Source organism: Pseudomonas batumici (assembly GCF_000820515.1).
Classification (GTDB): domain Bacteria; phylum Pseudomonadota; class Gammaproteobacteria; order Pseudomonadales; family Pseudomonadaceae; genus Aquipseudomonas; species Aquipseudomonas batumici.
This window is the reverse complement of record NZ_JXDG01000003.1, coordinates 165,597-188,704: the sequence shown is the minus strand read 5'-3', so window position 1 is coordinate 188,704 and position 23,108 is coordinate 165,597. Positions and strand designations below refer to the sequence as shown.

General features: G+C 62.1%; 23 protein-coding genes. 11 read left to right on the top strand and 12 right to left on the bottom strand.

What is annotated here, in order from left to right:
- Window positions 1–42: 42 nt before the first annotated feature.
- From UCMB321_RS01400 to UCMB321_RS01370, 7 genes are read right to left on the bottom strand one after another with little or no spacing between them, the layout of a single operon-like run.
- Window positions 43–1,608, bottom strand: coding sequence for a flagellar hook-associated protein 3 (locus UCMB321_RS01400; RefSeq protein ID WP_040063273.1), 1,566 nt, complete (start codon window positions 1,606–1,608; stop codon window positions 43–45).
- Between the two features lie 13 nt (window positions 1,609–1,621).
- Window positions 1,622–3,661 (bottom strand): flagellar hook-associated protein FlgK, encoded by a 2,040-nt coding sequence (gene flgK / locus UCMB321_RS01395; RefSeq protein WP_040063272.1) that lies wholly within the window; start codon window positions 3,659–3,661, stop codon window positions 1,622–1,624.
- 10 nt (window positions 3,662–3,671) lie between these two features.
- Complete coding sequence (flgJ, locus tag UCMB321_RS01390) at window positions 3,672–4,964, bottom strand: flagellar assembly peptidoglycan hydrolase FlgJ (protein ID WP_040063270.1); 1,293 nt, start codon at window positions 4,962–4,964, stop codon at window positions 3,672–3,674.
- Between the two features lie 10 nt (window positions 4,965–4,974).
- Window positions 4,975–6,084, bottom strand: coding sequence for a flagellar basal body P-ring protein FlgI (locus UCMB321_RS01385; protein WP_040063269.1), 1,110 nt, complete (start codon window positions 6,082–6,084; stop codon window positions 4,975–4,977).
- Window positions 6,085–6,095: 11 nt separating this feature from the next.
- The gene (gene flgH / locus UCMB321_RS01380) at window positions 6,096–6,773 is read right to left on the bottom strand and encodes a flagellar basal body L-ring protein FlgH (protein WP_040063267.1); all 678 of its coding nucleotides are present in this window, start codon (window positions 6,771–6,773) and stop codon (window positions 6,096–6,098) included.
- 55 nt (window positions 6,774–6,828) lie between these two features.
- Complete coding sequence (gene flgG, locus UCMB321_RS01375; protein WP_040063265.1) at window positions 6,829–7,614, bottom strand: flagellar basal-body rod protein FlgG; 786 nt, start codon at window positions 7,612–7,614, stop codon at window positions 6,829–6,831.
- A 46-nt stretch (window positions 7,615–7,660) separates the two neighbouring features.
- Complete coding sequence (locus UCMB321_RS01370; RefSeq protein WP_040063263.1) at window positions 7,661–8,401, bottom strand: flagellar basal body rod protein FlgF; 741 nt, start codon at window positions 8,399–8,401, stop codon at window positions 7,661–7,663.
- A gap of 335 nt (window positions 8,402–8,736) precedes the next feature.
- On the opposite strand from UCMB321_RS01370, the gene UCMB321_RS01365 reads away from it, so the two are divergent.
- Together UCMB321_RS01365 and UCMB321_RS01360 are read left to right on the top strand one after the other, a co-directional pair.
- Complete coding sequence (locus UCMB321_RS01365) at window positions 8,737–9,603, top strand: 2OG-Fe(II) oxygenase family protein (protein WP_040063261.1); 867 nt, start codon at window positions 8,737–8,739, stop codon at window positions 9,601–9,603.
- Window positions 9,600–10,322, top strand: coding sequence for a TylF/MycF/NovP-related O-methyltransferase (locus UCMB321_RS01360; RefSeq protein WP_040063257.1), 723 nt, complete (start codon window positions 9,600–9,602; stop codon window positions 10,320–10,322). Before UCMB321_RS01365 ends, UCMB321_RS01360 begins: the two co-directional genes overlap by 4 nt.
- A 52-nt stretch (window positions 10,323–10,374) precedes the next feature.
- Here UCMB321_RS01360 and UCMB321_RS01355 read toward each other — a convergent pair whose 3' ends face one another.
- The gene (locus UCMB321_RS01355; protein WP_040063251.1) at window positions 10,375–11,931 is read right to left on the bottom strand and encodes a sigma-54-dependent phenylalanine hydroxylase transcriptional regulator PhhR; all 1,557 of its coding nucleotides are present in this window, start codon (window positions 11,929–11,931) and stop codon (window positions 10,375–10,377) included.
- A 287-nt stretch (window positions 11,932–12,218) separates the two neighbouring features.
- On the opposite strand from UCMB321_RS01355, the gene phhA reads away from it, so the two are divergent.
- The 3 genes from phhA (at window position 12,219) to UCMB321_RS01340 (ending at window position 14,658) form a co-directional block, all read left to right on the top strand.
- On the top strand, window positions 12,219–13,004 hold the full coding sequence (gene phhA / locus UCMB321_RS01350) for a phenylalanine 4-monooxygenase (protein ID WP_040063250.1): 786 nt from the start codon (window positions 12,219–12,221) through the stop codon (window positions 13,002–13,004).
- Between the two features lie 101 nt (window positions 13,005–13,105).
- Window positions 13,106–13,462, top strand: coding sequence for a 4a-hydroxytetrahydrobiopterin dehydratase (locus UCMB321_RS01345; RefSeq protein WP_040063248.1), 357 nt, complete (start codon window positions 13,106–13,108; stop codon window positions 13,460–13,462).
- Window positions 13,462–14,658, top strand: a complete 1,197-nt coding sequence (locus UCMB321_RS01340) for an amino acid aminotransferase (protein WP_040063246.1) — start codon at window positions 13,462–13,464, stop codon at window positions 14,656–14,658. The genes UCMB321_RS01345 and UCMB321_RS01340 overlap by 1 nt, the downstream gene beginning before the upstream one ends.
- A gap of 34 nt (window positions 14,659–14,692) precedes the next feature.
- On the opposite strand, the gene UCMB321_RS01335 is transcribed toward UCMB321_RS01340, so the two are convergent.
- On the bottom strand, window positions 14,693–15,460 hold the full coding sequence (locus tag UCMB321_RS01335) for an anti-sigma factor family protein (RefSeq protein ID WP_040063244.1): 768 nt from the start codon (window positions 15,458–15,460) through the stop codon (window positions 14,693–14,695).
- On the bottom strand, window positions 15,453–15,965 hold the full coding sequence (locus UCMB321_RS01330) for a sigma-70 family RNA polymerase sigma factor (protein WP_040063242.1): 513 nt from the start codon (window positions 15,963–15,965) through the stop codon (window positions 15,453–15,455). Before UCMB321_RS01330 ends, UCMB321_RS01335 begins: the two co-directional genes overlap by 8 nt.
- 148 nt (window positions 15,966–16,113) lie before the next feature.
- On the opposite strand from UCMB321_RS01330, the gene UCMB321_RS01325 reads away from it, so the two are divergent.
- From UCMB321_RS01325 to UCMB321_RS01315, 4 genes are all read left to right on the top strand, one after another.
- Window positions 16,114–17,085, top strand: coding sequence for a metallophosphoesterase family protein (locus UCMB321_RS01325; RefSeq protein WP_040063240.1), 972 nt, complete (start codon window positions 16,114–16,116; stop codon window positions 17,083–17,085).
- 12 nt (window positions 17,086–17,097) lie between these two features.
- On the top strand, window positions 17,098–17,412 hold the full coding sequence (locus tag UCMB321_RS01320; RefSeq protein ID WP_040063238.1) for a cupredoxin domain-containing protein: 315 nt from the start codon (window positions 17,098–17,100) through the stop codon (window positions 17,410–17,412).
- A gap of 191 nt (window positions 17,413–17,603) precedes the next feature.
- On the top strand, window positions 17,604–17,735 hold the full coding sequence (locus UCMB321_RS31580) for a hypothetical protein (protein WP_280806639.1): 132 nt from the start codon (window positions 17,604–17,606) through the stop codon (window positions 17,733–17,735).
- 167 nt (window positions 17,736–17,902) lie between these two features.
- On the top strand, window positions 17,903–19,114 hold the full coding sequence (locus UCMB321_RS01315; protein WP_040063236.1) for an MFS transporter: 1,212 nt from the start codon (window positions 17,903–17,905) through the stop codon (window positions 19,112–19,114).
- 143 nt (window positions 19,115–19,257) lie between these two features.
- Here UCMB321_RS01315 and arfB read toward each other — a convergent pair whose 3' ends face one another.
- Window positions 19,258–19,671, bottom strand: a complete 414-nt coding sequence (arfB, locus tag UCMB321_RS01310; RefSeq protein ID WP_040063552.1) for an alternative ribosome rescue aminoacyl-tRNA hydrolase ArfB — start codon at window positions 19,669–19,671, stop codon at window positions 19,258–19,260.
- A gap of 131 nt (window positions 19,672–19,802) precedes the next feature.
- Window positions 19,803–21,215, bottom strand: a complete 1,413-nt coding sequence (locus tag UCMB321_RS01305; RefSeq protein WP_040063235.1) for an amino acid permease — start codon at window positions 21,213–21,215, stop codon at window positions 19,803–19,805.
- 668 nt (window positions 21,216–21,883) lie between these two features.
- Here UCMB321_RS01305 and UCMB321_RS30985 point away from each other — a divergent pair.
- Window positions 21,884–22,021, top strand: coding sequence for a hypothetical protein (locus UCMB321_RS30985; RefSeq protein WP_040063234.1), 138 nt, complete (start codon window positions 21,884–21,886; stop codon window positions 22,019–22,021).
- Window positions 22,022–22,080: 59 nt separating this feature from the next.
- Window positions 22,081–23,046 (top strand): CgnE/CgnB domain-containing protein, encoded by a 966-nt coding sequence (locus tag UCMB321_RS01295; RefSeq protein WP_040063231.1) that lies wholly within the window; start codon window positions 22,081–22,083, stop codon window positions 23,044–23,046.
- Window positions 23,047–23,108: the final 62 nt, after the last annotated feature.

Below are 23,108 nucleotides of genomic sequence, written 5' to 3'. Positions count from 1 at the left end.
TAGAGGCGCGGGAGCGAGGACCGCTCCCGCGCCCGGGTCACATCAGATCTTGTTGAACAGGCCCAACTGGTTGATTTTACTGAACGCCAACTGCGCCGCTTGCAACATGGTCTGCTGCAGGGTCAGGCGGGTCATGACCTCCGCCGGGTCGGCGTCGCGAATCGCCGATTGGCTGGTGCTGTTGGCCAGGACCAGGCTCTGGTTGGTGGTGCTCTGGTCGTCCAGGGCCTGGCCCCGGGTACCGATGCTGGTGAGTGCGCTACCGGCCTGATTCATCGCGCTGGTGACGTTGCTGACGCCCGCGTTCATCGTCGCCTGCAGTTTCTGCTGGGCAACCGCGCTGCCATCGACCGGGGTATTCAGCGCCGAAATCATCAGACTCATGGTGTCGAGGATATTCTGGGTCTGGTGATTGTTCGACTGGACCACGAACTGGTCACCGGCCGCCGGTGCGCTGCCAAAGGTCAAGCTGACACCCGCCGCGGTCGCCGTCGAGCCGGCCAGGGTACCCGAGGACACCGGTCTGCTGCTGGCGCTGATCGGCGCTGCGTACAGGTCGTAGGCCGTGGCGCTGGTGAACTTGAGGATCGCCCCGCCGGCGGGAAACGTGCTGTTGTAGACCGCCTGGTTGGTGGTCGTGGCCGAGGTCACCACCGCGGTCGAAGGATTGCCCGCGCTGCGCGAGGTATTGAAGGTATCCGGTTGCGTGGCCAGGGTGAAGGTATGCCCGGGAAGCACGGTGTTCGGCACATCGCCGGACTGGAGGTTGATGTTCAACCCCAGGTCCACGCCACGGAAAGTGACCGTCTGGTTCGCGCCGTTGCTGTTGCTGATAGCACCATTCTGGCTGGCTTCGGCGGTGACATCGGTGCCGCTGGCATCGGTGATCTTGAGCTGGGTGCCGCTGACGAAGCTGATGGTGTACGGCTGGCCGCCGCTGAATTTGGCATCGTAGGTGGCACTGTCGCTGATCTGGCCGTTGGACAGGGTCACCCGTCCATCGTCCACGGCCGGCGCGGTCATGGCGACCTGGGTACGGGCGGTGTTGATCGATTGCTGGAACGCTTCCCAACCGGTGATATTGCTGGCCACCGAGTGATTGTCGCCAATGGCCATGTTCAACTGCGACTGATCGCCGTTATAGCTGTAGGTACCGTCGCTGTTGGCGGTATAGGGCGGGGCACTGGTCTTCGAACCGCCGAAGATGTAGTTGCCGCTCGAGTCCTGGCTGTTCATCAGCCCCAGGATGGTTTGCTGGATCTGCGTCAACTGCTGCGCGAACGCCTTGCGGTCGGCATCGGTGTTGGTACCGTTATTGGCGGACAACGCGGTTTCCCGGGCCGATTGCATGGCATCCTGAATCGCGGTCAGGGCCGTTTCCGACTGGCTGTATGAGCTTTTGAGGGTGCTGATATTACTGGTGTACTGCGTCAGCGCCGCACTCTGCTGCCCCAACTGTATCAGCCGCGCCGCGCCCACCGGATCATCGGCGGCGGTGTTGACCTTGACCAAGCTGCTGGCCTCGGCACTGGTCTGCAGTGCGTTGTTGTAGCCACGCGAATAGTTGGCAGCGGTGGTTTCGTAATACTGGCTGGTGGAAATGCGCATGGATCACGACTCCTTAAAGGCTGCTGATCAGCGTGCTGAAGATGGATTGGGCGGCCTTGATGATCTGCGACGCTGCCGTGTAGTACTGCTGGTACTTGACCAGGTTGGCGGACTCTTCGTCCAGGTTGACGCCGGCCAGGGAATCGCGGGCGCCCTTGGCATTGGTCAGGATCGTGGTCGTGGCCGTATTGTCCGAAGTGGCCGTGGCCGCCTTGGTACCGACGTTGGAGACCAGCGTGCCGTAGGCATCGGTGATGCTGCTGCCCTTGCTCGTAGCATTGGTGCCCACGGTCTGCTTGGTTTGCAGGGCGATCAGGGCGGTACTGTTGCGGTTGTCCGCAGAGCTGGCGCCGGTCATGGACATGGTGAAGCTTTCACCCGCTTTCGGGTTACCGTTCACCGTGGTCTGAACGGTGAACGTCTTCTGCAGGCCAGTGACCGGGTCCATCACCGGGGTGCCGCTGGAGTCGACCATGTTCACGCTCAGGTTCAGCGTATTGGCCTGCCCCGGCACGATGGTACCGGTGCCCATCACGTTGCCCTGGGGATCGGTCAAGGTGTAGCCCTGGGTCCCAGCGGCAGCTGCGGAGAAGACCAGCTTGACCGGCGTGCCATACTTGATGGCGTCCTGCAACTGCGCGTTGTTGACCGCGTTGGGCGTGCCCAACTGGCTGACCAGGGTCGGCTGGGTGTAGGTGCCGCCGTTGTTGGCACTGGTGACACCGGCCAGCGGAGCCGCCGCGGCGAGGTTCTGACCGTTGGTCATCACCATCTGGATATCGCTGGCGCCGCCACGGGTCGGGGTCACCTTGAAGCTGTCGCCGGCACTCATCGCGCCGCCCGTGAGGCTCAGGGTGATCCCGTCGATCACCGGTGCCGGCGTGGTGGTGGTGCTGAAGGCGCCCATGTTGGTGCCGTCCGAGCGCAGGACGCTGTAGTTGGTCGCGCTGGTGAAGGTCACCTTGTAATCGTTGGTGGTCAGCGCGCCGGTGTTGGCGATGGTCACGTTCAGGTTGCCGGAGCCGGCACTGTTGTTCGCGCTGGCGATACTGCGCTGGCTGATCAGGGCCGCGTTGTTGATATCGTTGAAAATCGCCGAACCGAAGTTGCCGTTCTTGTCGATGCCCTGGGCCTGTTGACTGTTCATCTGGTCGGCCGTGACCATGGCAATACGCCCCAACTCGTTCAGCGACGGGTCGAGCACATCGCTGCGATAGCGCAGCAGACCGCCGATCTCGCCACCGGTCACGGTGGAGGTGATGTCGACGGTGCTGGTGCCACGATCCAGTTGCAAGGACGAACGACTCGGGTCGTCCTTGCTCGGCACGGCGGACAGGGTGTTGGTGCTGTTGCCCATCACCAGCGGCTGGCCGCTGCCGATGTAGACGTCATAGCTCGAACCGCGCTCGACCACCTGGGTACCGACCAGTTGGGAGAGCTGGCGCACCGCCTCGCTACGCTGGTCCAACAAGTCGTTCGGTGCACCGGCGGCAGTGGTGACCCGGGAAATCTGATCGTTGAACTGGGCGATGCTGTTCGCCAGCTTGTTCACCTGGCCGGCCATGTCCGACAGGTTGGTGTTGATCCCGGTGTTCTGGTCGTTCAACTGCTTGGCGATGGCGTTGAACTTGTCACTCAACGCCTGGGCACTGGTCAGCGTGGTCTGGCGCGACGGATCGTCCGTCGGGTTGCTCGACACGGCCTGCAGGGAAGTGAAGAACTTCTGCAACGAAGCGGTCATGCCAGTGCCGGTATCGGACAACATGGAGTCCGTCGGCTTGACCTGGGCCAGGTACGAGGACGAATCGCTGTTGAGCGAGGTCGAGGTTTGCAACTGCGAATCCAGGTAGGCGCTGTAGACCCGACGGACATCCGCCAGGGTCGTGCCGGTGCCGATGAACACGTTGCCATATTGCTGCGAGGCAGAGGTGGTCTGCACGGTCTGCTGACGTGAATAACCGGCTGTATCAACGTTGGAAATGTTGTTGCCGGTGGTTGTCAAAGCCGTCGAGGCCGTGTTCAACCCCGTCATACCGATATTGAGCAAGCTCATGATTCAGACCTTATAAATTCGTGGAAGCGCCCGCCGCAGCGTAGTTCTGGTAGCTCTTCATCTGTTTGGCTATTTGCGAAATCTTGCTGGCGTAGTCCGGGTCGGTGGCGTACCCGGCCTTTTGCAACTCGCGTACAAACTGTTCAGGTTTATCGGCCGACTTCAGCACATCTTGATAGCGATTGTTGCTTTGCAACAGGGTCACCAGGTCGTGGAAGCTGTCCTGGTAGGACGCATAGGAGCGGAAGTTCGCCGTCTCCTTGACCATCTGGCCGTTCTTGAACTCGCTGGTGATGGCCCGGGCCTGCCCGCCCTGCCAACTGCTGCCGGCCTTGATGCCGAACAGGTTGTGACTGCTGCTGCCGTCCTGCTGGCGCATGACCGATTTACCCCAACCGGTTTCCAGGGCCGCCTGGGCCACCAGGTAACGCGGGTCGACGCCAATGCGCTTGGCCGCCTGCTCCGCCATCGGCAGCATGGTGGCGACGAACTCGTCGGGCGAGTTGAAGGCATGCTTGGCCGGCGCCAACGGTGGCTGGGCCACGGCGCGACCGTAGATCCGCATGCTCGCGGCCGGAACGCTGCTCAGGCTGCTGATGGCCCGCTGCTGGAGCAGGGAATCGGTGGAAGCACTGTTGCGCTCGGGCAAGGCCTGAGTGTTGACCGCGGCCAGGCCACCGTCGGCCGACGGCACCAGCCCGGCCATCAGGCGGTCGGTCAGCTTGCTCGGCAGGGCCAGGCGGCGCTGGTTGATCTTGGCCATATCGTTGCGCGGGCTGCCGTCGCTGCTGTGCGCCGGACTGGCCACCCGCGAGGCCCACAACGGACGCTGGCCATTGGAGCGCACGAACGGCGAGGCAGGGGTCGCACTGGTCGTGGTCCCGGCAGCGATGGGTGTCTCCACCGGCGTCTCGGCCGCGACCGTACCCGCCGGTGGCCCGACCTTGAGCCCGCCGTCGGCAGGCCTTGACGGTTTATTCTTGGTCATCTGCCGTACCAGCACATCGGCCAGACCGATACCGCCACCCTGGCGCGACATGGTCACCGCCAACTGATGGTCGTACATTTCCTGGTACTGCTTGGTCGTCGGGGTATTGAGCGGATTGTCCTTGGCCAGCACATCGCTGGCCGAGCGCGCGGACTTGAGCATTTCACCGATGAACAGCGACTCGAACTCCTGCGCCACCTTGTGGATGTTGGCGTCGCTGTCGCGGTTGCCGACCTTCAGGTTGTTCAGGCGGTTCAGGTCGCTGTAGGCACCGGAGTCGCTGGTACTGACCAGCCCGCTCTTGCGCATATCCATATCGGCGACCTCAAATCACGATCAGTTCGGCTTGCAAGGCGCCGGCCTGTTTCAAGGCCTCGAGAATCGCCATCAAGTCGCCCGGCGCCGCCCCCACCTGGTTCACCGCACGGACGATCTCGTCCAGGGTGGTCCCCGGGCCGAACTTGAACATCGGCTTGGCTTCCTGCTGGGCATTGACCCGCGAACGCGGCACGACCGCCGTGGTGCCGTTGGACAGCGGCCCCGGCTGGCTGACGATCGGATCCTCGGTAATGGTCACGGTCAGGCTGCCGTGGGTCACCGCGGCCGGCGACACCTTGACGTTCTGGCCGATCACGATGGTGCCGGTGCGCGAGTTGATGATGACTTTCGCCACCGCCTGGCCCGGATCGACCTCGAGGTTTTCCAGGATCGACAGGTAGTCGACCCGCTGGCTCGGATCCAGTGGCGCAGTGACGCGAATCGAACCGCCATCGATGGCCTGGGCCACGCCCGGGCCGAGCATGTCGTTGATCTTGTCGACGATCCGCTTGGCGGTGGTGAAGTCGGAGCGGTTGAGGTTCAAGGTCAGGCTGTTGCCCTGGTTGAAACCGCTCGGTACCGCCCGCTCCACCGAGGCCCCGCCGGGAATCCGACCGGCCGACGGAACGTTGACGGTGATCTTCGAACCGTCCGCGCCCGAGGCATCGAAACCGCCCACCACCAGGTTGCCCTGGGCGATGGCGTAGACATTGCCGTCAATCCCCTTGAGAGGCGTCATCAACAGGGTGCCGCCGCGCAGGCTCTTGGCGTTACCGATGGACGAAACGGTGATATCCACCACCTGCCCCGGCTTGGCGAACGCCGGCAGATCGGCGCTGATCGACACCGCCGCGACGTTCTTCAACTGCACGGTACCGGCGTTGGCCGGCACCTTGATGCCGAACTGCGACAGCATGTTGTTGAAGGTCTGCAGGGTGAACGGTGTCTGGGTGGTCTGGTCACCCGAACCGTTGAGGCCGACCACCAGGCCGTAGCCAATCAGCTGGTTGGAGCGCACGCCGGAAATAGTGGCGATGTCCTTCAAACGCTCGGCCTGGGCAGCGAATGCCGTGGACATCAGCAACACGGCCGCCATCAGATGCTTGAGATTGAACATGGTCATAGCACCTAGAAAGGCCAGAGCGGGCTGAGGAAGAAGCGGTCGAGCCAACCCGGCTGGCTCGTATCGGCAAAGGAGCCGGTACCCGAGTAGGTGATGCGCGCATCGGCCACGCGAGTGGACGGTACGGTGTTGTCGGTGGCGATGTCATCCGCCCGGACCAGCCCGGCGATCCGCACCAGCTCATTGCCGGTGTTGAGGGTCAACCACTTCTCGCCACGCACGGCGATGATGCCGTTGGGCAGCACGTCGGCCACGGTCACGGTGATCGAACCGGTCAGGCTGTTGCTTTGCGCGGCCTTGGCCGAGCCGTCAGTGGTCTTGGTACCGCCATAACCGATACCCAGGTTCACGTTGCCGCTGGTCACCGGAGAGCCGAAGAGCGAGGTCAGGCCAAAGTTGTTGGCATCCTTCTTCGACAGGTCGGAGTTGGCGTTCTTGCTGGCCTGGGTGGCTTCGTTCAGGGTAATGGTGATGATGTCGCCCACCCGGAAAGCCTTGCGGTCGCCATACAGGTTCTGCTCGAAACCGGCCTGGTAGATCGAACCGTTGTTCGCCGCCGCGGGCAACGGGGTGCGCGGCAACACCGGCGCGTAATACGGGTCATCGGGCTTGGGCGGCGGGCTTACACAGCCGGCCAACAGTGCCATCGCGCTCAACGCGAGCATGGGAAACAACCGATTCATGACCCTATTACCTCACGGTGTTGCAGGCGCCCTTCAGGCCGCCTCATAGACTTGATTACAGGTTCTGTGCGACGTACTGGAGCATCTGGTCGGCGGTGGAAATCACCTTGGAGTTCATCTCGTAGGCACGCTGGGTAGTGATCATGTTGACCATCTCCTCCACGGTGCTGACGTTGGAGGTTTCCAGGGTGCTCTGCTCGGTGGTACCGAAACCGTTGAGGCCCGGTGTGCCGACCTGCGGCGCGCCGCTGGCGGCGGTTTCCAGGAACAGGTTGCCGCCCACGGCCTGCAGGCCGGCCGGGTTGATGAAGTCGGCGGTCTGGATGTTGCCGAGCACTTGCGAAGTCGGGCTGCCGGCGACGGTGATCGAGACCGTACCGTCCTTGCCGACGGTGAAGGTCTGGGCGTTGTTTGGAATGGTGATCGCCGGCTGCAGGGCGAAACCGCTGGCGGTAACGATCTGGCCGGTGTTGCTCAGGTGGAAGGTACCGTCACGGGTGTAGGCCGTGGTGCCGTCCGGTTGCAGGATCTGGAAGAAACCCCGGCCGTTGACGGCCATGTCCAGCGGCTGGTCGGTGGTTTGCAGGCTACCGGCAGTGAAGTTCTTCTGGGTGCCGACGATCCGCACACCAGTACCCAACTGCAGGCCCGACGGCAATTCGCTGTCCTGGGTCGACTGAGCACCCGGCTGACGCTTGATCTGGTACAGCAGGTCCTGGAACTCGGCGCGATCACGTTTGAAGCCGGTGGTCGAGACGTTGGCCAGGTTGTTGGAAATCGTCGTCAGGTTGGTGTCCTGTGCCGCCAAACCTGTTTTTGCAACCCATAGAGCCGGAAGCATTCTGTTCTCCTTCGCGCGCCTGTTTTACGGCGCCACGTTCTGGTGATTAGCTGTTCTGCAAGACCCGAGCCATCGCCTGGTCATCGTCTTTGGCGGTGGTCATCATCTTGATGTGCAATTCGAACTGTTTGGACAGGGCCAGCACCGAGGTCATTTCCTCGACGGCATTGACGTTGCTGCCTTCAAGAAAGCCCGATACCACCTTGACGTTGCCGTCGACAGACGCCGGCTTGCCGTCTTTGGTATGAATCACCGAATCCGGGCCCTTGGTCATGTTCTTGAGGTCCGGGTTGACCAGCTTGATGCGGTCGACCTCCGCCACCACTCGCGGCCCTTCGCCCATGGCACGAATGCTGATGGTCCCGTCCTCGCCCACTTCGATCTGCGACTGGGGCGGCACGGCGATAGGCCCGGAGTTGCCCATGACCGGCATGCCGTTGCCGGCGCGCAGCACCCCCAGGGCGTCAATATTCATGCTCGCGGTGCGCACGTAACCTTCACTGCCGTCAGGCGTCTGCACGGCGACCCAACCATCGCCGGACACCGCCACGTCCAGATCACGACCGGTCTGAACCATGGGGCCCGGCGCGAAATCGGTGCCCGGGCGTTCGCTCATGGCAAAGGCCCGCGCCGGAAAGCTGTCGCCGAACACCGGCATCGAACGGGCCTGTTCCAGGTCGCGCTGAAAACCGTTGGTCGAGAGGTTCGCCAGATTGTTGGCATGGGCCTTTTGCGCCAGGGCATTCTGGCTGGCACCGGTCATTGCCACGTAAAGGTACTTGTCCACAGTCTTTCCTCTTCCTGACGGACGTTTGCCGCCACCGCTGTACGGCGAGAGGCGCAAGCAATTTCCGAACCAACTTGTTTTTTGACGCAAGACAAGCCCATGGACCGGGGGGTTGCGTACATTTCGCGGGTTTTCAAGGCCTTGAGGGCAGACGAAAAAACGGCGCGGTTATGCCGCTGGCGGCAAGCATCGGTCTCCTCCCCCCGTGACACGGGCGCCAGAGAAACCACCCTGGAATGGACCTTGCAAGCCAACCCGTCATACGGCGACCGACTTTAAGTTTGCCCTGGGGCTGCCGACACCCAGAACTAGCCACAGTATTCAGGAGGGCTCGCGTGAACCTGTACATCAACCAGCTCCAGAAAAAAGCTGACTTCAAGGAAGCCATCTATTCAGGCGCCATCTTCCTGGACACCCAGTTGGCGACCGCCAAGAAGCTCTGTGACTTTGCCAGAGAAAGCATCACCCTGGCCTTCGACGGTGAAACCGATCACCAGTCCCTGCACAAGATGATGCCGGTCGAAGAGTTCGTCAGCCGGGTCACCCGCCTCAAGGGCCAGTTCACCAACAGCCAACGCGTCAAGGACCTGATCCAGGCGTTCATCCGCGAGATCGGTATCGACCCGCGCGACTACATCTTCGACGTCCCGCGCCTGCGTGTCGTACCCAACTACAACTACCTGCACGCCGGCGTCAGCTACGCCTACAAGCCGCATCGCGATACCTGGTACGGCGGCGTGGATTGCCAGATCAATACCTGGATGCCGGTCTACACCATCGCGCCGGACCAGACCATGATGATCAATCCCGGCTACTTCGAAAAACCGCTGCTCAACACTTCGAAGGACTGGAGCCTGAACGACTGGGTCAACAACCAGCGACACAAGGCCAAGGACAACCTGACCGAAGAAACGCGCGTGCACCCGGTGCCCCTGGCCGACATCGACACCTCGTCGGAAATCCGCATTGCCGGCAACACCGGCGAGATGCTGATCTTCTCCGGTTCACATTTGCATGGCACCGTGCCGAACTACACCGAACAGACCCGCTTCAGCGTGGACTTCCGCCTGATGCACCTGGACGACCTGCAACACAAACGCGGCGCCCCCAACGTCGACAGCGCCTGCCCGGATGTCGGGGCCGGCTTCAAAGACTACTTCCACGCCCACGACTTCTCGAATTTCCAAGGAATCTATCAATGACCAAGCGCCGCATTACGCCTGCCGAGGCCCAATACAACGAAACCCGCGCCGGCGTGCTCAAGCGGGTCGATGCCGAGTATGTGGCCGACGCACCGTTCGTGTTCGCCAACCGTATCAACGTGACGGCCGCCATGTCGCGCATGGAGCTGTTCAAGAAAGTCCTGGATGTGCCGGGCGCGATCATCGAATGCGGTGTGTACAAGGGCAACTCGCTGATGCTCTACATGCACCTGTCGATGATCCTCGAACCCTACGCCATCAACCGTTCGATCGTCGGCTTCGACACCTTCGAAGGTTTCACCAGCATCAACAAGGATGAAGATCCGGCCGACATCAACGAGGACATGTTCTCCGACACCGACCAGTCGCTGATCCAGGACATGATCGACGCCAACGACCTGCTGCGTCCGGTCAACCGCATCCCGCGTTGCGAGCTGGTCAAGGGCGACATCTGCAAGACCGCGCCGGAGTTCGTCAAGTCCCGTCCGGACCTGGTGGTGGCCATGCTGATCCTCGACACCGACCTCTACGAGCCGACCAAGGTCGCCCTGGAAACCTTCCTGCCGTACATGCCGAAAGGCGCCATCGTGGTCCTCGACGAGGTTGCCTATCGCAACTTCCCGGGCGAAACCAAGGCCCTGCGCGAAGTGTTCGACATGAACAAGATCGAGCTCAAGCGCCTGCCGTTCGATTCCTGCGTGGGTTACTTCCACATCTGATGCACCCCTGAAAACAACGCCTGGCGCAGGCGTTGTTTTCGACGATTCATGCCTACTCTCCCTTACCCAGGTCATACGCCTTCAGCTTGTTGGCAATAGTGGTATGGGAAACCCCCAGTCGCTTGCCCAGCGAGCGACTGCTCGGGTGCTCCGAATACAGGCGCTCCAGCACCGCCCGCTCGAACCGACCGACAATCTCGTCCAACCCGCCCTCCAGGGAAAATTCCCCAAGGGGCTGGCGCACGCCATAGTCCGGCAAGCGGATATGCTCGGCCTTGACCACCCCGCCCTCACACAGGGAAACCGCCTGGAACAGCACGTTCTCCAATTGCCGGACATTGCCCGGCCAGTGGTAGTGTGCGAGACGATCCAGCGCCGCCGGCGCCAGCTTCGGCAAGGGGCAGCCGATCTGCCGACTGGCCTGGTCGAGAAAATGCTCCACCAAGGGTGTCAACCCGTCCAGGCACTCGCGCAGGGGCGGAATATGCAGGGACAACACGTTGAGGCGGTGATAGAGGTCCTGGCGAAACTCGCCCCGCGAGCACAACTCCGACAGGTCGACCTGGGTCGCGCAGATCACCCGCACATCCAGGTACACCTCCTCGTCGCTGCCAACCCGACGAAAACCGCCGTCCTGCAGAAAACGCAATAACTTGACCTGCAAGCGCGGGCTCATCTCCCCCACCCCGTCCAGGAACAAGGTGCCGCCAGCCGTCAGCTCCAGCAGCCCGAGCTTGCCCTCGGCCCGCGCGCCCTCGAACGCGCCGGGACCGTAACCGAACAGCTCGGTCTCGGCCATGGACTCCGGCAAGCCGGCGCAGTTGAGCGCCATCAACGGTGCCTGCCCGCGCGGACTGGCCAGGTGACAGGCCCGGGCCAGCAACTCCTTGCCGGTCCCGGTTTCGCCCTCGATCAGCAACGGCGCATCCAGTGGTGCCATGCGCCGGGCCTCGCGCACCACCGCCGCCATGACTTTCGAGCTCTGGAAAATACTGTCGAAACCGCGCAGCTCCTGCTTGCGCACGTTGTAGATACGCTCGCCGACCTGGTCGGCACGGTGCAAGGTCAGCACCGCGCCGGCCATGGCCTCGCTGTCATCGTGCTCCGACTGCAGCGGGGCAATATCCGCCAGGAAAACGTCACCCTTGATCTTCACCCGCAGGCCGTTGATCCGCGACTGGTTGGCGCGCACCAACTCCGGCAGGTCGAAATCCGGCGCATAGCGCGACAACGGGAGGCCCGGCACCTCGTCGACCCTGACCCCCAGCAACTGCGCCGCCGCCCGGTTGGCCGCGACAATCGAGCCGCCCATGTCGATGGACAGCACCGGAAACTCCAGCGCCCCGAGCAGGGCGTTGAGTTCCATATGCCGACGCTCGCTGGGCATCAGGCCGACGCGCTTGACGCCAAAGACCCCGGCAATGGTTTCGAACTTCGGACGCAGGGCCTGGAATTGCAGATTGATCAGATTCGGGCAATGCAAGTAGATGGCGTTGCCCTGGTCGCCGCCGACCTCGCCACGGGCGACGTTGATGCCGTAGTCCACCAGCAGGTTGAGAATGTCGCGAAGAATGCCGATGCGGTTCTGGCAATGCACTTTGATACGCATGGAAAGGCTCGAAAGATGGCCGGGACATACCGGTCCCTGCGGAGCGGGTACTTTTTTCAGTACGCTGCAGTTAGTCGTCAAGATTATGTGACACAAACCCGCCTGATCGCCACGTCAAAACGCCTTATACATCACCAGAAAGGCAGTTCGTAACGTTTTCTTTACGAAATGAGACCCTTCACCCCGCCCTTCAGCGCCTCGCCCCGGATGCACACGAGCCCTCAACGGGTTAACACTAGGCTCATCGCTGCACATAACAAGAACGAATCCCCTAGCAGGAGAGCTGTATGAAGCAGACGCAGTACGTGGCTCGCGAGCCCGATGCGCAAGGGTTTATCGACTACCCGGCCGCCGAGCATGCCGTGTGGAATACCCTGATCACTCGTCAACTGAAAGTGATCGAGGGCCGTGCGTGCCAGGAATACCTGGACGGCATTGAAAAACTGGCCCTGCCCCACGACCGGATTCCGCAACTCGGCGAGATCAACCGGGTCCTTGGCGCCACCACCGGCTGGCAAGTCGCCCGGGTGCCGGCACTGATTCCGTTCCAGACCTTTTTCGAGTTGCTCGCCAACAAGCAGTTTCCGGTGGCAACCTTCATTCGCACCGAAGAAGAACTCGACTACCTGCAAGAACCGGACATTTTCCACGAGATTTTTGGCCACTGTCCGCTGCTGACCAACCCCTGGTTCGCCGAATTCACCCACACCTACGGCAAGCTCGGCCTGCAAGCCAGCAAGGAACAACGGGTGTACCTGGCGCGGCTGTACTGGATGACCATCGAGTTTGGCCTGGTGGACACCCCGCAAGGTCGGCGCATCTACGGCGGCGGCATTCTCTCCTCGCCGAAGGAAACCGTGTACAGCCTGTCCGGCGAACCCGAGCACCAGGCCTTCGATCCGCTGGAAGCCATGCGCACGCCTTATCGCATCGACATCCTGCAGCCACTGTACTTCGTCCTGCCGGACCTCAAGCGCTTGTTCGACCTGGCCCACGAAGACATCATGGCCCTGGTCGAGCGCGGCCGGCAGCTGGGTCTGCACGCCCCGAAATTCCCACCCAAGGCCGCCTGATCCGCGACTTTGCGGGCTACGTGCGTCTTTCTCGAACCGACGTTTTCGAATAGCGTATTCGAACGGCGTCCTTGAATAAAAAACGATTTCAGGAATCCACCATGAACACCTTGAACCAAGCCCACTGCGAAGCCTGCCGCGCCGATGCCCCCCAGGTCAGCGACGAAGAACTGCCGGTGCTGATCAAACAGATTCCGGACTGGAACATCGAAGTGCGTGACGGCATCATGCAACTGGAGAAGGTCTTCCTGTTCAAGAACTTCAAGTTCGCCCTGGCCTTCACCAACGCCGTCGGTGAAATTTCCGAAGCCGAAGGCCATCACCCGGGCCTGCTGACCGAATGGGGCAAAGTCACCGTGACCTGGTGGAGCCATTCGATCAAGGGCCTGCACCGTAACGATTTCATCATGGCGGCACGCACCGACGAGGTCAGCCACGCCGCCGAGGGCCGTAAATAATGCATTTCGACGCCATCGCGCGTGTACCCGGCGACCCGATTCTCGGGTTGCTGGAGGCTTATGCCCAGGACCCCAATCCCCGCAAGTTCGACCTGGGCGTCGGCGTCTACAAGGATGCCCAGGGCCTGACCCCGATCCTGCAGTCGGTCAAAGAGGCCGAGCAGCGACTGGTGCACGGGCAACTGACCAAGTCCTATATCGGCGGCCACGGCGACCTGCGTTTCGGCAGCCTGCTGAACGACCTGGTGATGGGTGCCGACTCGCCGCTGATCGCCGCCCAGCGGGTCGGTGCGACCCAGACGCCAGGCGGTACCGGTGCCTTGCGCCTGAGCGCCGACTTCATCGCCCACTGCCTGCCGGGCCGTGGCATCTGGCTCAGCGACCCGACCTGGCCGATCCACGAGACCATCTTCGCCGCCGCCGGCTTGAAGATCAGTCACTACCCTTACGTCGACCGCGATAACCGGCTGAACGTCGAAGCCATGCTCGCCGCCCTGGAACAGGTCCCGCGGGGCGACGTGGTGCTGTTGCACGCCTGCTGCCACAACCCGACCGGTTTCGACCTGTCCCACGACGACTGGTACAAGGTGCTGGACATCGTCCGCCGTCGCGAACTGCTGCCGCTGATCGACTTCGCCTACCAGGGCTTCGGCGATGGCGTGGAGCAGGATGCCTGGGCTGCCAGGTTGTTCGCCCGGGAACTGCCGGAAGTACTGATCACCAGTTCCTGCTCGAAGAATTTCGGGCTGTACCGCGAACGTACCGGCGCGCTGATCGTCTGCGCCGGCGATGCCGAGAAACTGCTGGACGTACGCAGCCAACTGGCGGCGGTGGCCCGCAACCTGTGGTCGAACCCACCGGATCACGGCGCGGCGGTGGTGACCACCATTCTCGGCACCCCCGAGTTGAAAGCCCTGTGGGCCGATGAAGTGGAAGCCATGCGCCTGCGCATTGCGCAACTGCGCAGCGGCCTGGTGGAAGCCCTCCGGCCTCACGGCCTGGCCGAGCGCTTCGCGCATATCGGTGTGCAGCGCGGCATGTTCTCCTACACCGGCCTGTCGCCGGCCCAGGTCAAACGCCTGCGCGACGAGCACAGCGTGTACATGGTCAGTTCCGGCCGGGCCAACGTCGCCGGTATCGACGCAACGCGCCTGGATGCCCTGGCGCAGGCGATAGCTGCCGTCTGCCAGGACTGATGTAGGAGCAACGCATCCAAGGGGGCCGCCACGCTCAGGCCCCCTTCTCGATCAACTGCCCGAACGCCTCGAGCTCACCCTTCTCCAGGTCCGAAACCAGGATGAAGCGCAGGTGATCACGTCGCCACGACACCACGTTGTAGCCCCGCAGGGACAGGCTCTCCCGAGCCCGATCAGCCTCGGCCGTCGGCAGGATAAACAGATTGATGGTGTGCTTGGCATGCCGATACGCCAGTGCGGCGGCGGTCTGGTGTTGCAGATAATCCAATCGCCCCCCCAGCAGCGGATAGCCTTGCGCCGCATAGTCGAAGACCGGCGGCGCGAAGTCGAGCTTGCCGGTGAACCAGGGTTTCACCGTATGCCGGTCGGACGACACCACATCGTTCAAATGCTCGGCCATCAGCGAACGGACATGATTGGACACCGCCTCATCCAGCCAGGGTTGCTCGGCGGACGGCGTCACCACGTACAACATGACCGCCAGGCTCAAGGCCACCGCCGAAAACGCCGGAGCCCACCAGCGTCCCGACGCCGCTCGCAACCCCTGCATGAAACCGGCGCGGACCGAGGGACGAGCCGGAGTACCGCTCAACAGGCTACGACTCAGGGCCTCGGGCGCACGGTAATACGGAGCCCGGATCTTGACGTCGTCAATCAGTTGACGGACCTGCTCATGCAGCCGCGCACACTCGACGCAACCCGCCAGGTGCGCGGCCACCCGTGCCGAAGTCACAGCGTCCAGTTCATGGTCGAGGTAGCCATGGATCAATTCATGGCAGGTCTTGCAGTCGAGGTCATTCATAAGGATACAACTTCAGCAGTTCGCTCTTGAGCATGGCGCGCGCCCGGGCCAGCCGTGACATGACGGTGCCCAAGGGGATATCGACGACTTTCGCTATGTCCTTGTAGGGCATGTCTTCCAACTCCTTCAGGACAATGACTTCGCGGAACACCGGCGCCAACGCCAACAGCGCCAGCCGCACCTGCTCGGCTTCCTGGGCCCGGATGACCTGTGCCTCGGGCGTACACACATCGGTCAACGCCGGCTCGCCCTGCAGATACTCATCATCGATGACCACCCAACGCCGTCCTGCCGAGGCCTTGAGCCAGTTGTAGCTTTCATTGCGGACAATGGTCAGGAACCAGGCCTTGGCATTGCCGTCGACAAAACGGTGCTGGAACTTGAAGGCCCTGAAGGCGCTTTCCTGTACCACATCCTGCGCGGCGCTCTCACTGTCGGTGAGCCAGCGCGCGAGGTTATAGGCCGCATCCAGGTGCGGCGCAAACAGCGCCTCGAATCGCTTCATAGTGGCTCCGATACCTTTGTCCCTATAACGGTGAAAGCCCCGGCTTTATTCCCGAAATATTTTTTTTATTTTCAGGAATAAAGCCCCGCGCCGCCCGGTTTTACAGATGTGAGCTCAATCACTGTAGACCGCCAGCGAGGGCGTTCCCATGGACAAGCACCCAACACCACACGACAGACGCACCGACGGCCCGCTCGATCCCGAGCGCAGGACACTGCTCAAATGCTCGGCCTGGGCCGGCGCCGGGGTCCTCTGGGCCCTGAGCGGCGGTATTCCGCGGGCCTTCGCCCTGGACCAGGACGGCAAGCCCACGGACCCGGCCGCGCTGGCCGCCAACTTTCACTTCGTGCAAATCAGCGATTCGCACATCGGCTTCAACAAGGAAGCCAATCCCGAACCGGTGAAGACCCTGCAAGTGGCCATCGACAAGGTCATCGCGCTGCCCAAGCGGCCGGCGCTGATTCTCCACACCGGTGACATCACCCACCTCAGCAAGCCGGAGGAGTTCGATACCGCCGCGCAAGTGCTCAAGGGCCTGCCTTCCACCGTGCACTATGTGCCGGGCGAGCACGATACCCTCGACGCGGGCGGCGGCCAGCTCTACCTGCAGCGTTACGGCAAGGGCACCAAGGGCAACGGCTGGTACAGCTTCGATGACCATGGCGTGCACTTCATCGCGCTGGTGAACGTCTTCAACTTCCAGGCCGGCCACGAGGCCAACCTCGGCGCCGACCAGCTCGCCTGGCTGGCCGACGACCTGCGGGCGGTGTCGACCAGCACGCCGATCGTGGTGTTCACCCATATCCCCCTGTGGACCATCTACCAGCCCTGGGGCTGGGGCACGGAGGACGGCGACCAGGCCATTGCCCTGCTGCGCAAATATGGCTCGGTGACCGTGCTCAACGGGCATATCCACCAGGTGATCCAGAAGGTCGAGGGCAATATCACCTTTCACACCGCGCGCGGCACGGCCTACCCGCAACCGGCCCCGGGGGTGGGACCGTCACCGGGACCGATGACGGTGGCCGCCGATCAGTTGCGCAACTACCTGGGAATCACCGACATCCGCGCGACACAGGGCGACCATCCGCTGGCGCTGATCGACTCGACACTGATTTAGGAGAGCATTCATATGAAAAGACTTTTGCAGGTACTGGCGCTGGGCTGCCTGGCATTCTCGATCCCGGTGTGGGCGCAGGAAGTGAAAATCGATATCAAGGAATTCATGTTCCAGCCCAAGGATCTGACCGTCGCGCTCGGCACCAAGGTGACCTGGGTCAACGACGACCAGATCCCCCATACGGTGGCCGAAACCCACAAGCTGTTCCGTTCGGCCGCGCTGGACACCAACGACAGCTTTTCCTATGAGTTCAAGACGGCGGGCACCTACGAATACTTCTGCGCCCTGCATCCGCAGATGATCGGAAAAATAACCGTCAGCCCTTGACCTGCGCGGTTTGCCGGCGATGCAGCAGCGCTATCGCCGGCAAACCGGGTCCTGCCGAACTGACGAATGGCCGCCAGAACCGGGGCGAAAAAGTCTTTCTGTCATTTGCACTGCTGTATCCTGCCCAGGCTTTTTAAAAGCGCGGATCTACCCAGCGATTTAAAAAACAGACCTTGCGAGGAGCGACGACGATGCATGAGATACCCAACTTCCCCTTCCCAAGCCTGCACGAGACTGAGCAGAAAACCCCGCCACAAGCCAGTGCCCAACAGCCGGTAAACAACGAGGCCGCGGAAAGCCTCAAGGCCGACAGCGAAGACTGAACGCTAGCTCAACCGGTCGTGTGAAAAGCCCGCTCCCTGGTGTTTTTCACGCAACCGGATACAGTCCCCCCAGCGAGTTTTTTCGATTTACCCCCCCTGCAACCCGCCTCGCACCGTTATCATAAGCCTCCTATCTTTTTTCTCCGTGGCAACGGTGGTTCTTGTCCATGTCAGATACCCAGCGCCCCCTGGCGGTCACGCTGCAAGTCGTTTCCATTGTCCTGTTTACCTTTATCGGTTACCTGAACGTCGGCATTCCCCTGGCCGTGCTGCCCGGCTATGTCCACAGCGACCTGGGCTTCGGCACGGTGATCGCCGGGCTGGTAATCAGCGTCCAGTACCTGGCGACCCTGTTGAGCCGGCCCTACGCCGGCCGGATCATCGATAACCAGGGCAGCAAGCGCGCGGTGATGATCGGCCTGGCCGGCTGCGGCCTGAGTGGCGCGTTCATGCTGCTGTCGAGCTTTCTCCAGACGCTGCCGCTGCTGAGCTTGACCTGCCTGTTCATCGGCCGCCTGGTACTGGGCAGCGCGGAAAGCCTGGTGGGTTCCGGCTCCATCGGCTGGGGCATCGGCCGGGTGGGCGCGGCGAATACCGCCAAGGTGATTTCCTGGAACGGCATCGCCAGCTACGGCGCATTGGCCATCGGCGCACCGCTGGGGGTCTGGCTGGTCAACCGGCTCGGCCTGTGGAGCATGGGCGTGAGCATCCTGCTGCTGGCCGCCCTGGGGCTGCTGCTGGCCTGGCCGAAGCTGGCGGCACCGATCGTCGCCGGCGAGCGCCTGCCCTTCCTCCATGTGCTGGGGCGCGTCCTGCCCCATGGCACGGGCCTGGCCCTGGGCTCCATCGGTTTCGGCACCATCGCGACCTTTATCACTCTGTATTACGCCACCCAGCACTGGGCCAACGCGGTGTTCTGCCTGAGCCTGTTCGGCGCCAGCTTCATCGGTGCGCGGTTGCTGTTCGGCAACCTGATCAACCGACTGGGGGGCTTTCGCGTGGCGATCGCCTGCCTGTCCGTGGAAACCCTGGGCCTGCTGCTGTTGTGGCTGGCACCGGACGCCCGTTGGGCCCTGGCGGGAGCGGCATTGAGCGGATTCGGCTTCTCGCTGGTGTTCCCGGCGCTGGGGGTGGAGGCGGTGAACCTGGTACCGGCGTCCAGCCGCGGCGCGGCGGTGGGCGCCTATTCGTTGTTCATCGACCTGTCGCTGGGCATCACCGGCCCCCTGGCCGGGGCGATTGCGGCGGGCCTGGGCTTTGCCTCGATCTTCCTGTTCGCCGCCCTGGCGGCGTGCTCCGGGTTGCTGCTGAGTCTGTATCTCTACCGGCAGGCCCCAAAACAACGGGCGCTGCGGGAAAAACCTGAACTTGTCCAGTAATCTCAAGAACGCCATGAAACCTGTGGGAGCCGGCTTGCCGGCGATGAGGCCAGTCAGTCTTGCATCGCCTGATCGACCGCTATCGTCGGAACGCCGCCCGCAGCAAGCCGGCTCCCACAAGGATCGCGTCAAGCCTGCGAGGCCTAGAAATCGATCTTGCCCCGCCCGGCCTTGATGGCCCCGCGCTGGGACTTGCTTTCCAGGCGACGCTTCTTCGAGCCGAGGGTCGGCTTGGTCGGACGGCGCTTCTTCTCCACCTTGGTGGCGCTGAGGATCAGTTCGACCAGGCGCTCCAGAGCATCGTTGCGGTTCTGCTCCTGGGTCCGGTATTGCTGGGCCTTGATCACGATCACCCCGTCGCCGGTGATGCGACTGTCGCGCAACGCCAGCAGGCGTTCCTTGTAGAACGGCGGCAGGGACGAGGCCGGAATATCGAAACGCAGGTGCACGGCGCTGGAGACCTTGTTGACGTTCTGCCCACCCGCACCCTGGGCACGAATGGCCGTCCACTCGATCTCGGCATCGGGCAGATGCACGTTGTTGGAAATCACCAGCATTGGAAAAGCGTCCGACATCAGGGCGTTCAGGATACCTGATCCGGGCCACGCCGACTGTTCGCTGCGGCAGCGGTCGCATATAAACGACAAACCCGGCAACAGCCGGGTTTGTCGTTGTCACCGATAGCGGCCTACTTCACCGCGAGCAGTGCCTGCTGGGCACTGCGCCGGTTCTTGATGCCGTAGCAGATCCACATGAACGCCACCCAGAGCGGAATCGCGTACACCGAGACCTGGATCCCCGGGATCATCAGCATGACGCCGAGGATGAACACCACGAACGCCAGGCACACATAGTTGCCATAGGGGTACCACAGGGCCTTGAACAGCGGGCTCTGCTTCGTGCGGTTCATGTGCTGGCGGAACTTGAAGTGCGAGTAGCTGATCATCGCCCAGTTGATCACCAGGGTCGCCACCACCAGGGACATCAGCAACTCCAGGGCCTGTTGCGGCATCAGGTAGTTCATCACCACCGCGATGAAGGTCACCAGCGCCGAGGCGAGGATCGAACGCACCGGCACGCCGCGCTTGTCGATCTTGGCCAGTACCCGCGGCGCATCGCCCTGCTCGGCCATGCCCAGCAGCATGCGGCTGTTGCAGTAGGTGCCGCTGTTGTAAACCGACAGCGCCGCCGTCAGTACCACGAAATTGAGGATATGCGCCGCGGTGCTGCTACCGAGCATCGAGAACACCTGGACGAACGGACTGCCGCTATAGGCGTCGCCGGAAGCGTTCAGGGTGCTCAGCAGACTGTCCCAGGGCGTCAGCGACAGCAGCACCACCAGGGCACCGATGTAGAAAATCAGGATCCGGTAGATCACCTGGTTGATCGCCTTGGGGATCACGGTTTTCGGCTTGTCGGCTTCGGCGGCAGTGAAACCGAGCATTTCCAGGCCGCCGAAGGAAAACATGATGATCGCCATGGCCATCACCAGGCCGCTGACCCCATTGGGGAAGAACCCGCCGTGCTCCCACAGGTTGCTCAGCGAGGCTTGTGGGCCGCCGTGGCCGCTGACCAGCAGGTAGCTGCCCAGGGCAATCATGCCGACGATCGCCGCCACCTTGATGATCGCGAACCAGAACTCCGCTTCACCGAAGACCTTGACGTTGGCCAGGTTGATCGCATTGATCAGCACGAAGAAGGCTGCGGCCGAGACCCAGGTCGGGACATCGGGCCACCAGTAGTGGATGTACTTGCCGACCGCGGTCAGCTCCGACATGCCTACCAGGATGTACAGGATCCAGCAGTTCCAGCCCGACAGAAAGCCGGCGAAACCGCCCCAGTACTTGTGGGCGAAGTGACTGAACGAGCCGGCAACCGGCTCCTCGACGATCATCTCGCCCAATTGGCGCATGATCATGAAGGCGATGAAGCCGCAGATGGCGTAGCCGAGGATCATCGACGGACCGGCGGACTTGAGCACCCCGGCCGACCCGAGGAACAGGCCGGTCCCGATGGCACCACCGAGGGCGATCAGTTGGATATGACGATTTTTCAGGCCGCGTTTAAGCTCGCCCGAAGCAAGGGGTGTATCAGGGGTCATGCGTCACCTGTTTGTTTTTATCTGTGACGAAATCGAACCCATCGCGCTTATGACGCGATGGAGTGAACAAGGCGGGTAACCTTGAGTACATGGACCTTCGGGGGCATCGCAAGGCCGCCGCCGAAAGACACAAAATGCGCGGGTACGCAGTTGAGTCACAGGTAAAACGCCGCGCATTGTACACCGCCAGACCGCCACTGGCAGGCATCCGCGCATCTCACCGCCGTCGGCGTACGAGGGCAAGGGGCGTTTTCGGGGCAGAAAAAAATCCTACAGCCCCTCTCGGCAACTATTCCTTACACCAGCCAGAATCTCGAATTTAGCGGCGCTTTACCTGTCTAGATCGTCAGATTTTACTGACAAACTGTCACGTTTTCTTGCCAAAAAAGCCGCGAAAACCCCGTGTTCGAAAATTGACAGCCCCGTTGTTCAGGACGAGATATCCCAGGTGGATTGTTGTTTTCCCTGGAGAAGTTTTTTTCTACTCAGGCCCTGAAAATTTTTTTTGAAAATATTTTTTTGCGCCCTTCGACATCCTGCACTAGGTTTTCAGCCACTTGCCGACGCCTACTGACGGCGAGTCGGAGAAATGGATTTCACACATAGGATTTTTCCTAGCCGAAAGCCTTTTCGACCGTCCAGCAATAACCTTCCCAAGGAGATTCACCATGCAAGTCTCGGATCAGGACGTAAGCACTGAACTGCAACTGGACGATTGGTTCGAAGCCCCGACCCACGAAGCGGCCGTGGAAATGATGCAAGCCGATGCTGTCGTGCCATTTGGCACCGCGATGTGGCCTTTCTAAGGCCTTCGGGTGGGTGCGGCTTGCCGCCCCCACCCTTTTGCCGCTTCAGGAACGACGTCATGGACAAGACCCGCGCCCTCGAACATTTTCTCTACTACCTCGCCCGGCATCCGGCCCTGGAAGGGCTCGACCAACCGAAGGTCCTGCTGGGCCATACCCCGGACTACAGCGAGATCGCCGCGGCCATCATCGAGCAGGACGCCCAGCGTCGACAGTTCGACTTCAACGCCCTGCGCCTGGACCTCGAGCCCGCCCAGCGCCTGATCGAGGCCATTGGCGACAGCGACCTGTATATCTTCTTCTACGATTCCTCGATGCTCTCCCCGCCTCGCCCACAGGGGCCCGAATTCCTTCATGCGCTGCATGACGTGATGGCCGAGCATTGGCGCAAATCGCTGTTGTTCAAGGATTACGGCGACTACTTCTACGACACCTTCAGTGTCAGCCCGCAGCGCATCGCCGACCTCAACGACCGCCTGATCCGCCGGATGTCCCAGGCCACCACCTTGAGCTTCAGGGACAGCCACGGCTCGCACCTGCAGGCACCGCTGAGCAGCATCCGCAAGTGGACCAACATCAATGGCGTGGGCAACCACGACCTGGCCCCTGGCGAAATCGCCACCCACAGCGACGCCATCAATGGTTGCGTGAAGTTTGTCGGGACCTTTCTCGGCACCATTCCCTTCGCCCGCAAGTACGGGGTGCTGGCGTCGCCGCTGGAGCTGTGGATCGAGGATTCCACCATCAGCCGGATTGCCACCGAAGTGCCAGGACTGGAGGCGGACTTCAACAAATACCTGAATGCCAATCCGTCGAACCGGCGGGTCGAGGAGCTGGGTATCGGCACGAATGAGGGGGTCAAGGCGCTGTATGCACGCAACTCGGGGTTCGAGGAACGCCATTGCGGCCTGCATCTGGGGCTGGGCGGCGGCGCCAAGGGCAGCCATCACCTGGACCTGATCTTTGCCGGCGGGGTGCTGGCGCTGGATGACAAGCCGGTGTTTGACGGACAGTTTGTGTTTTGACGGTGGTGAACAGAACACTATTTGTAGGAGCCGGCTTGCTGGCGATGAGGCCCGAACGTCTT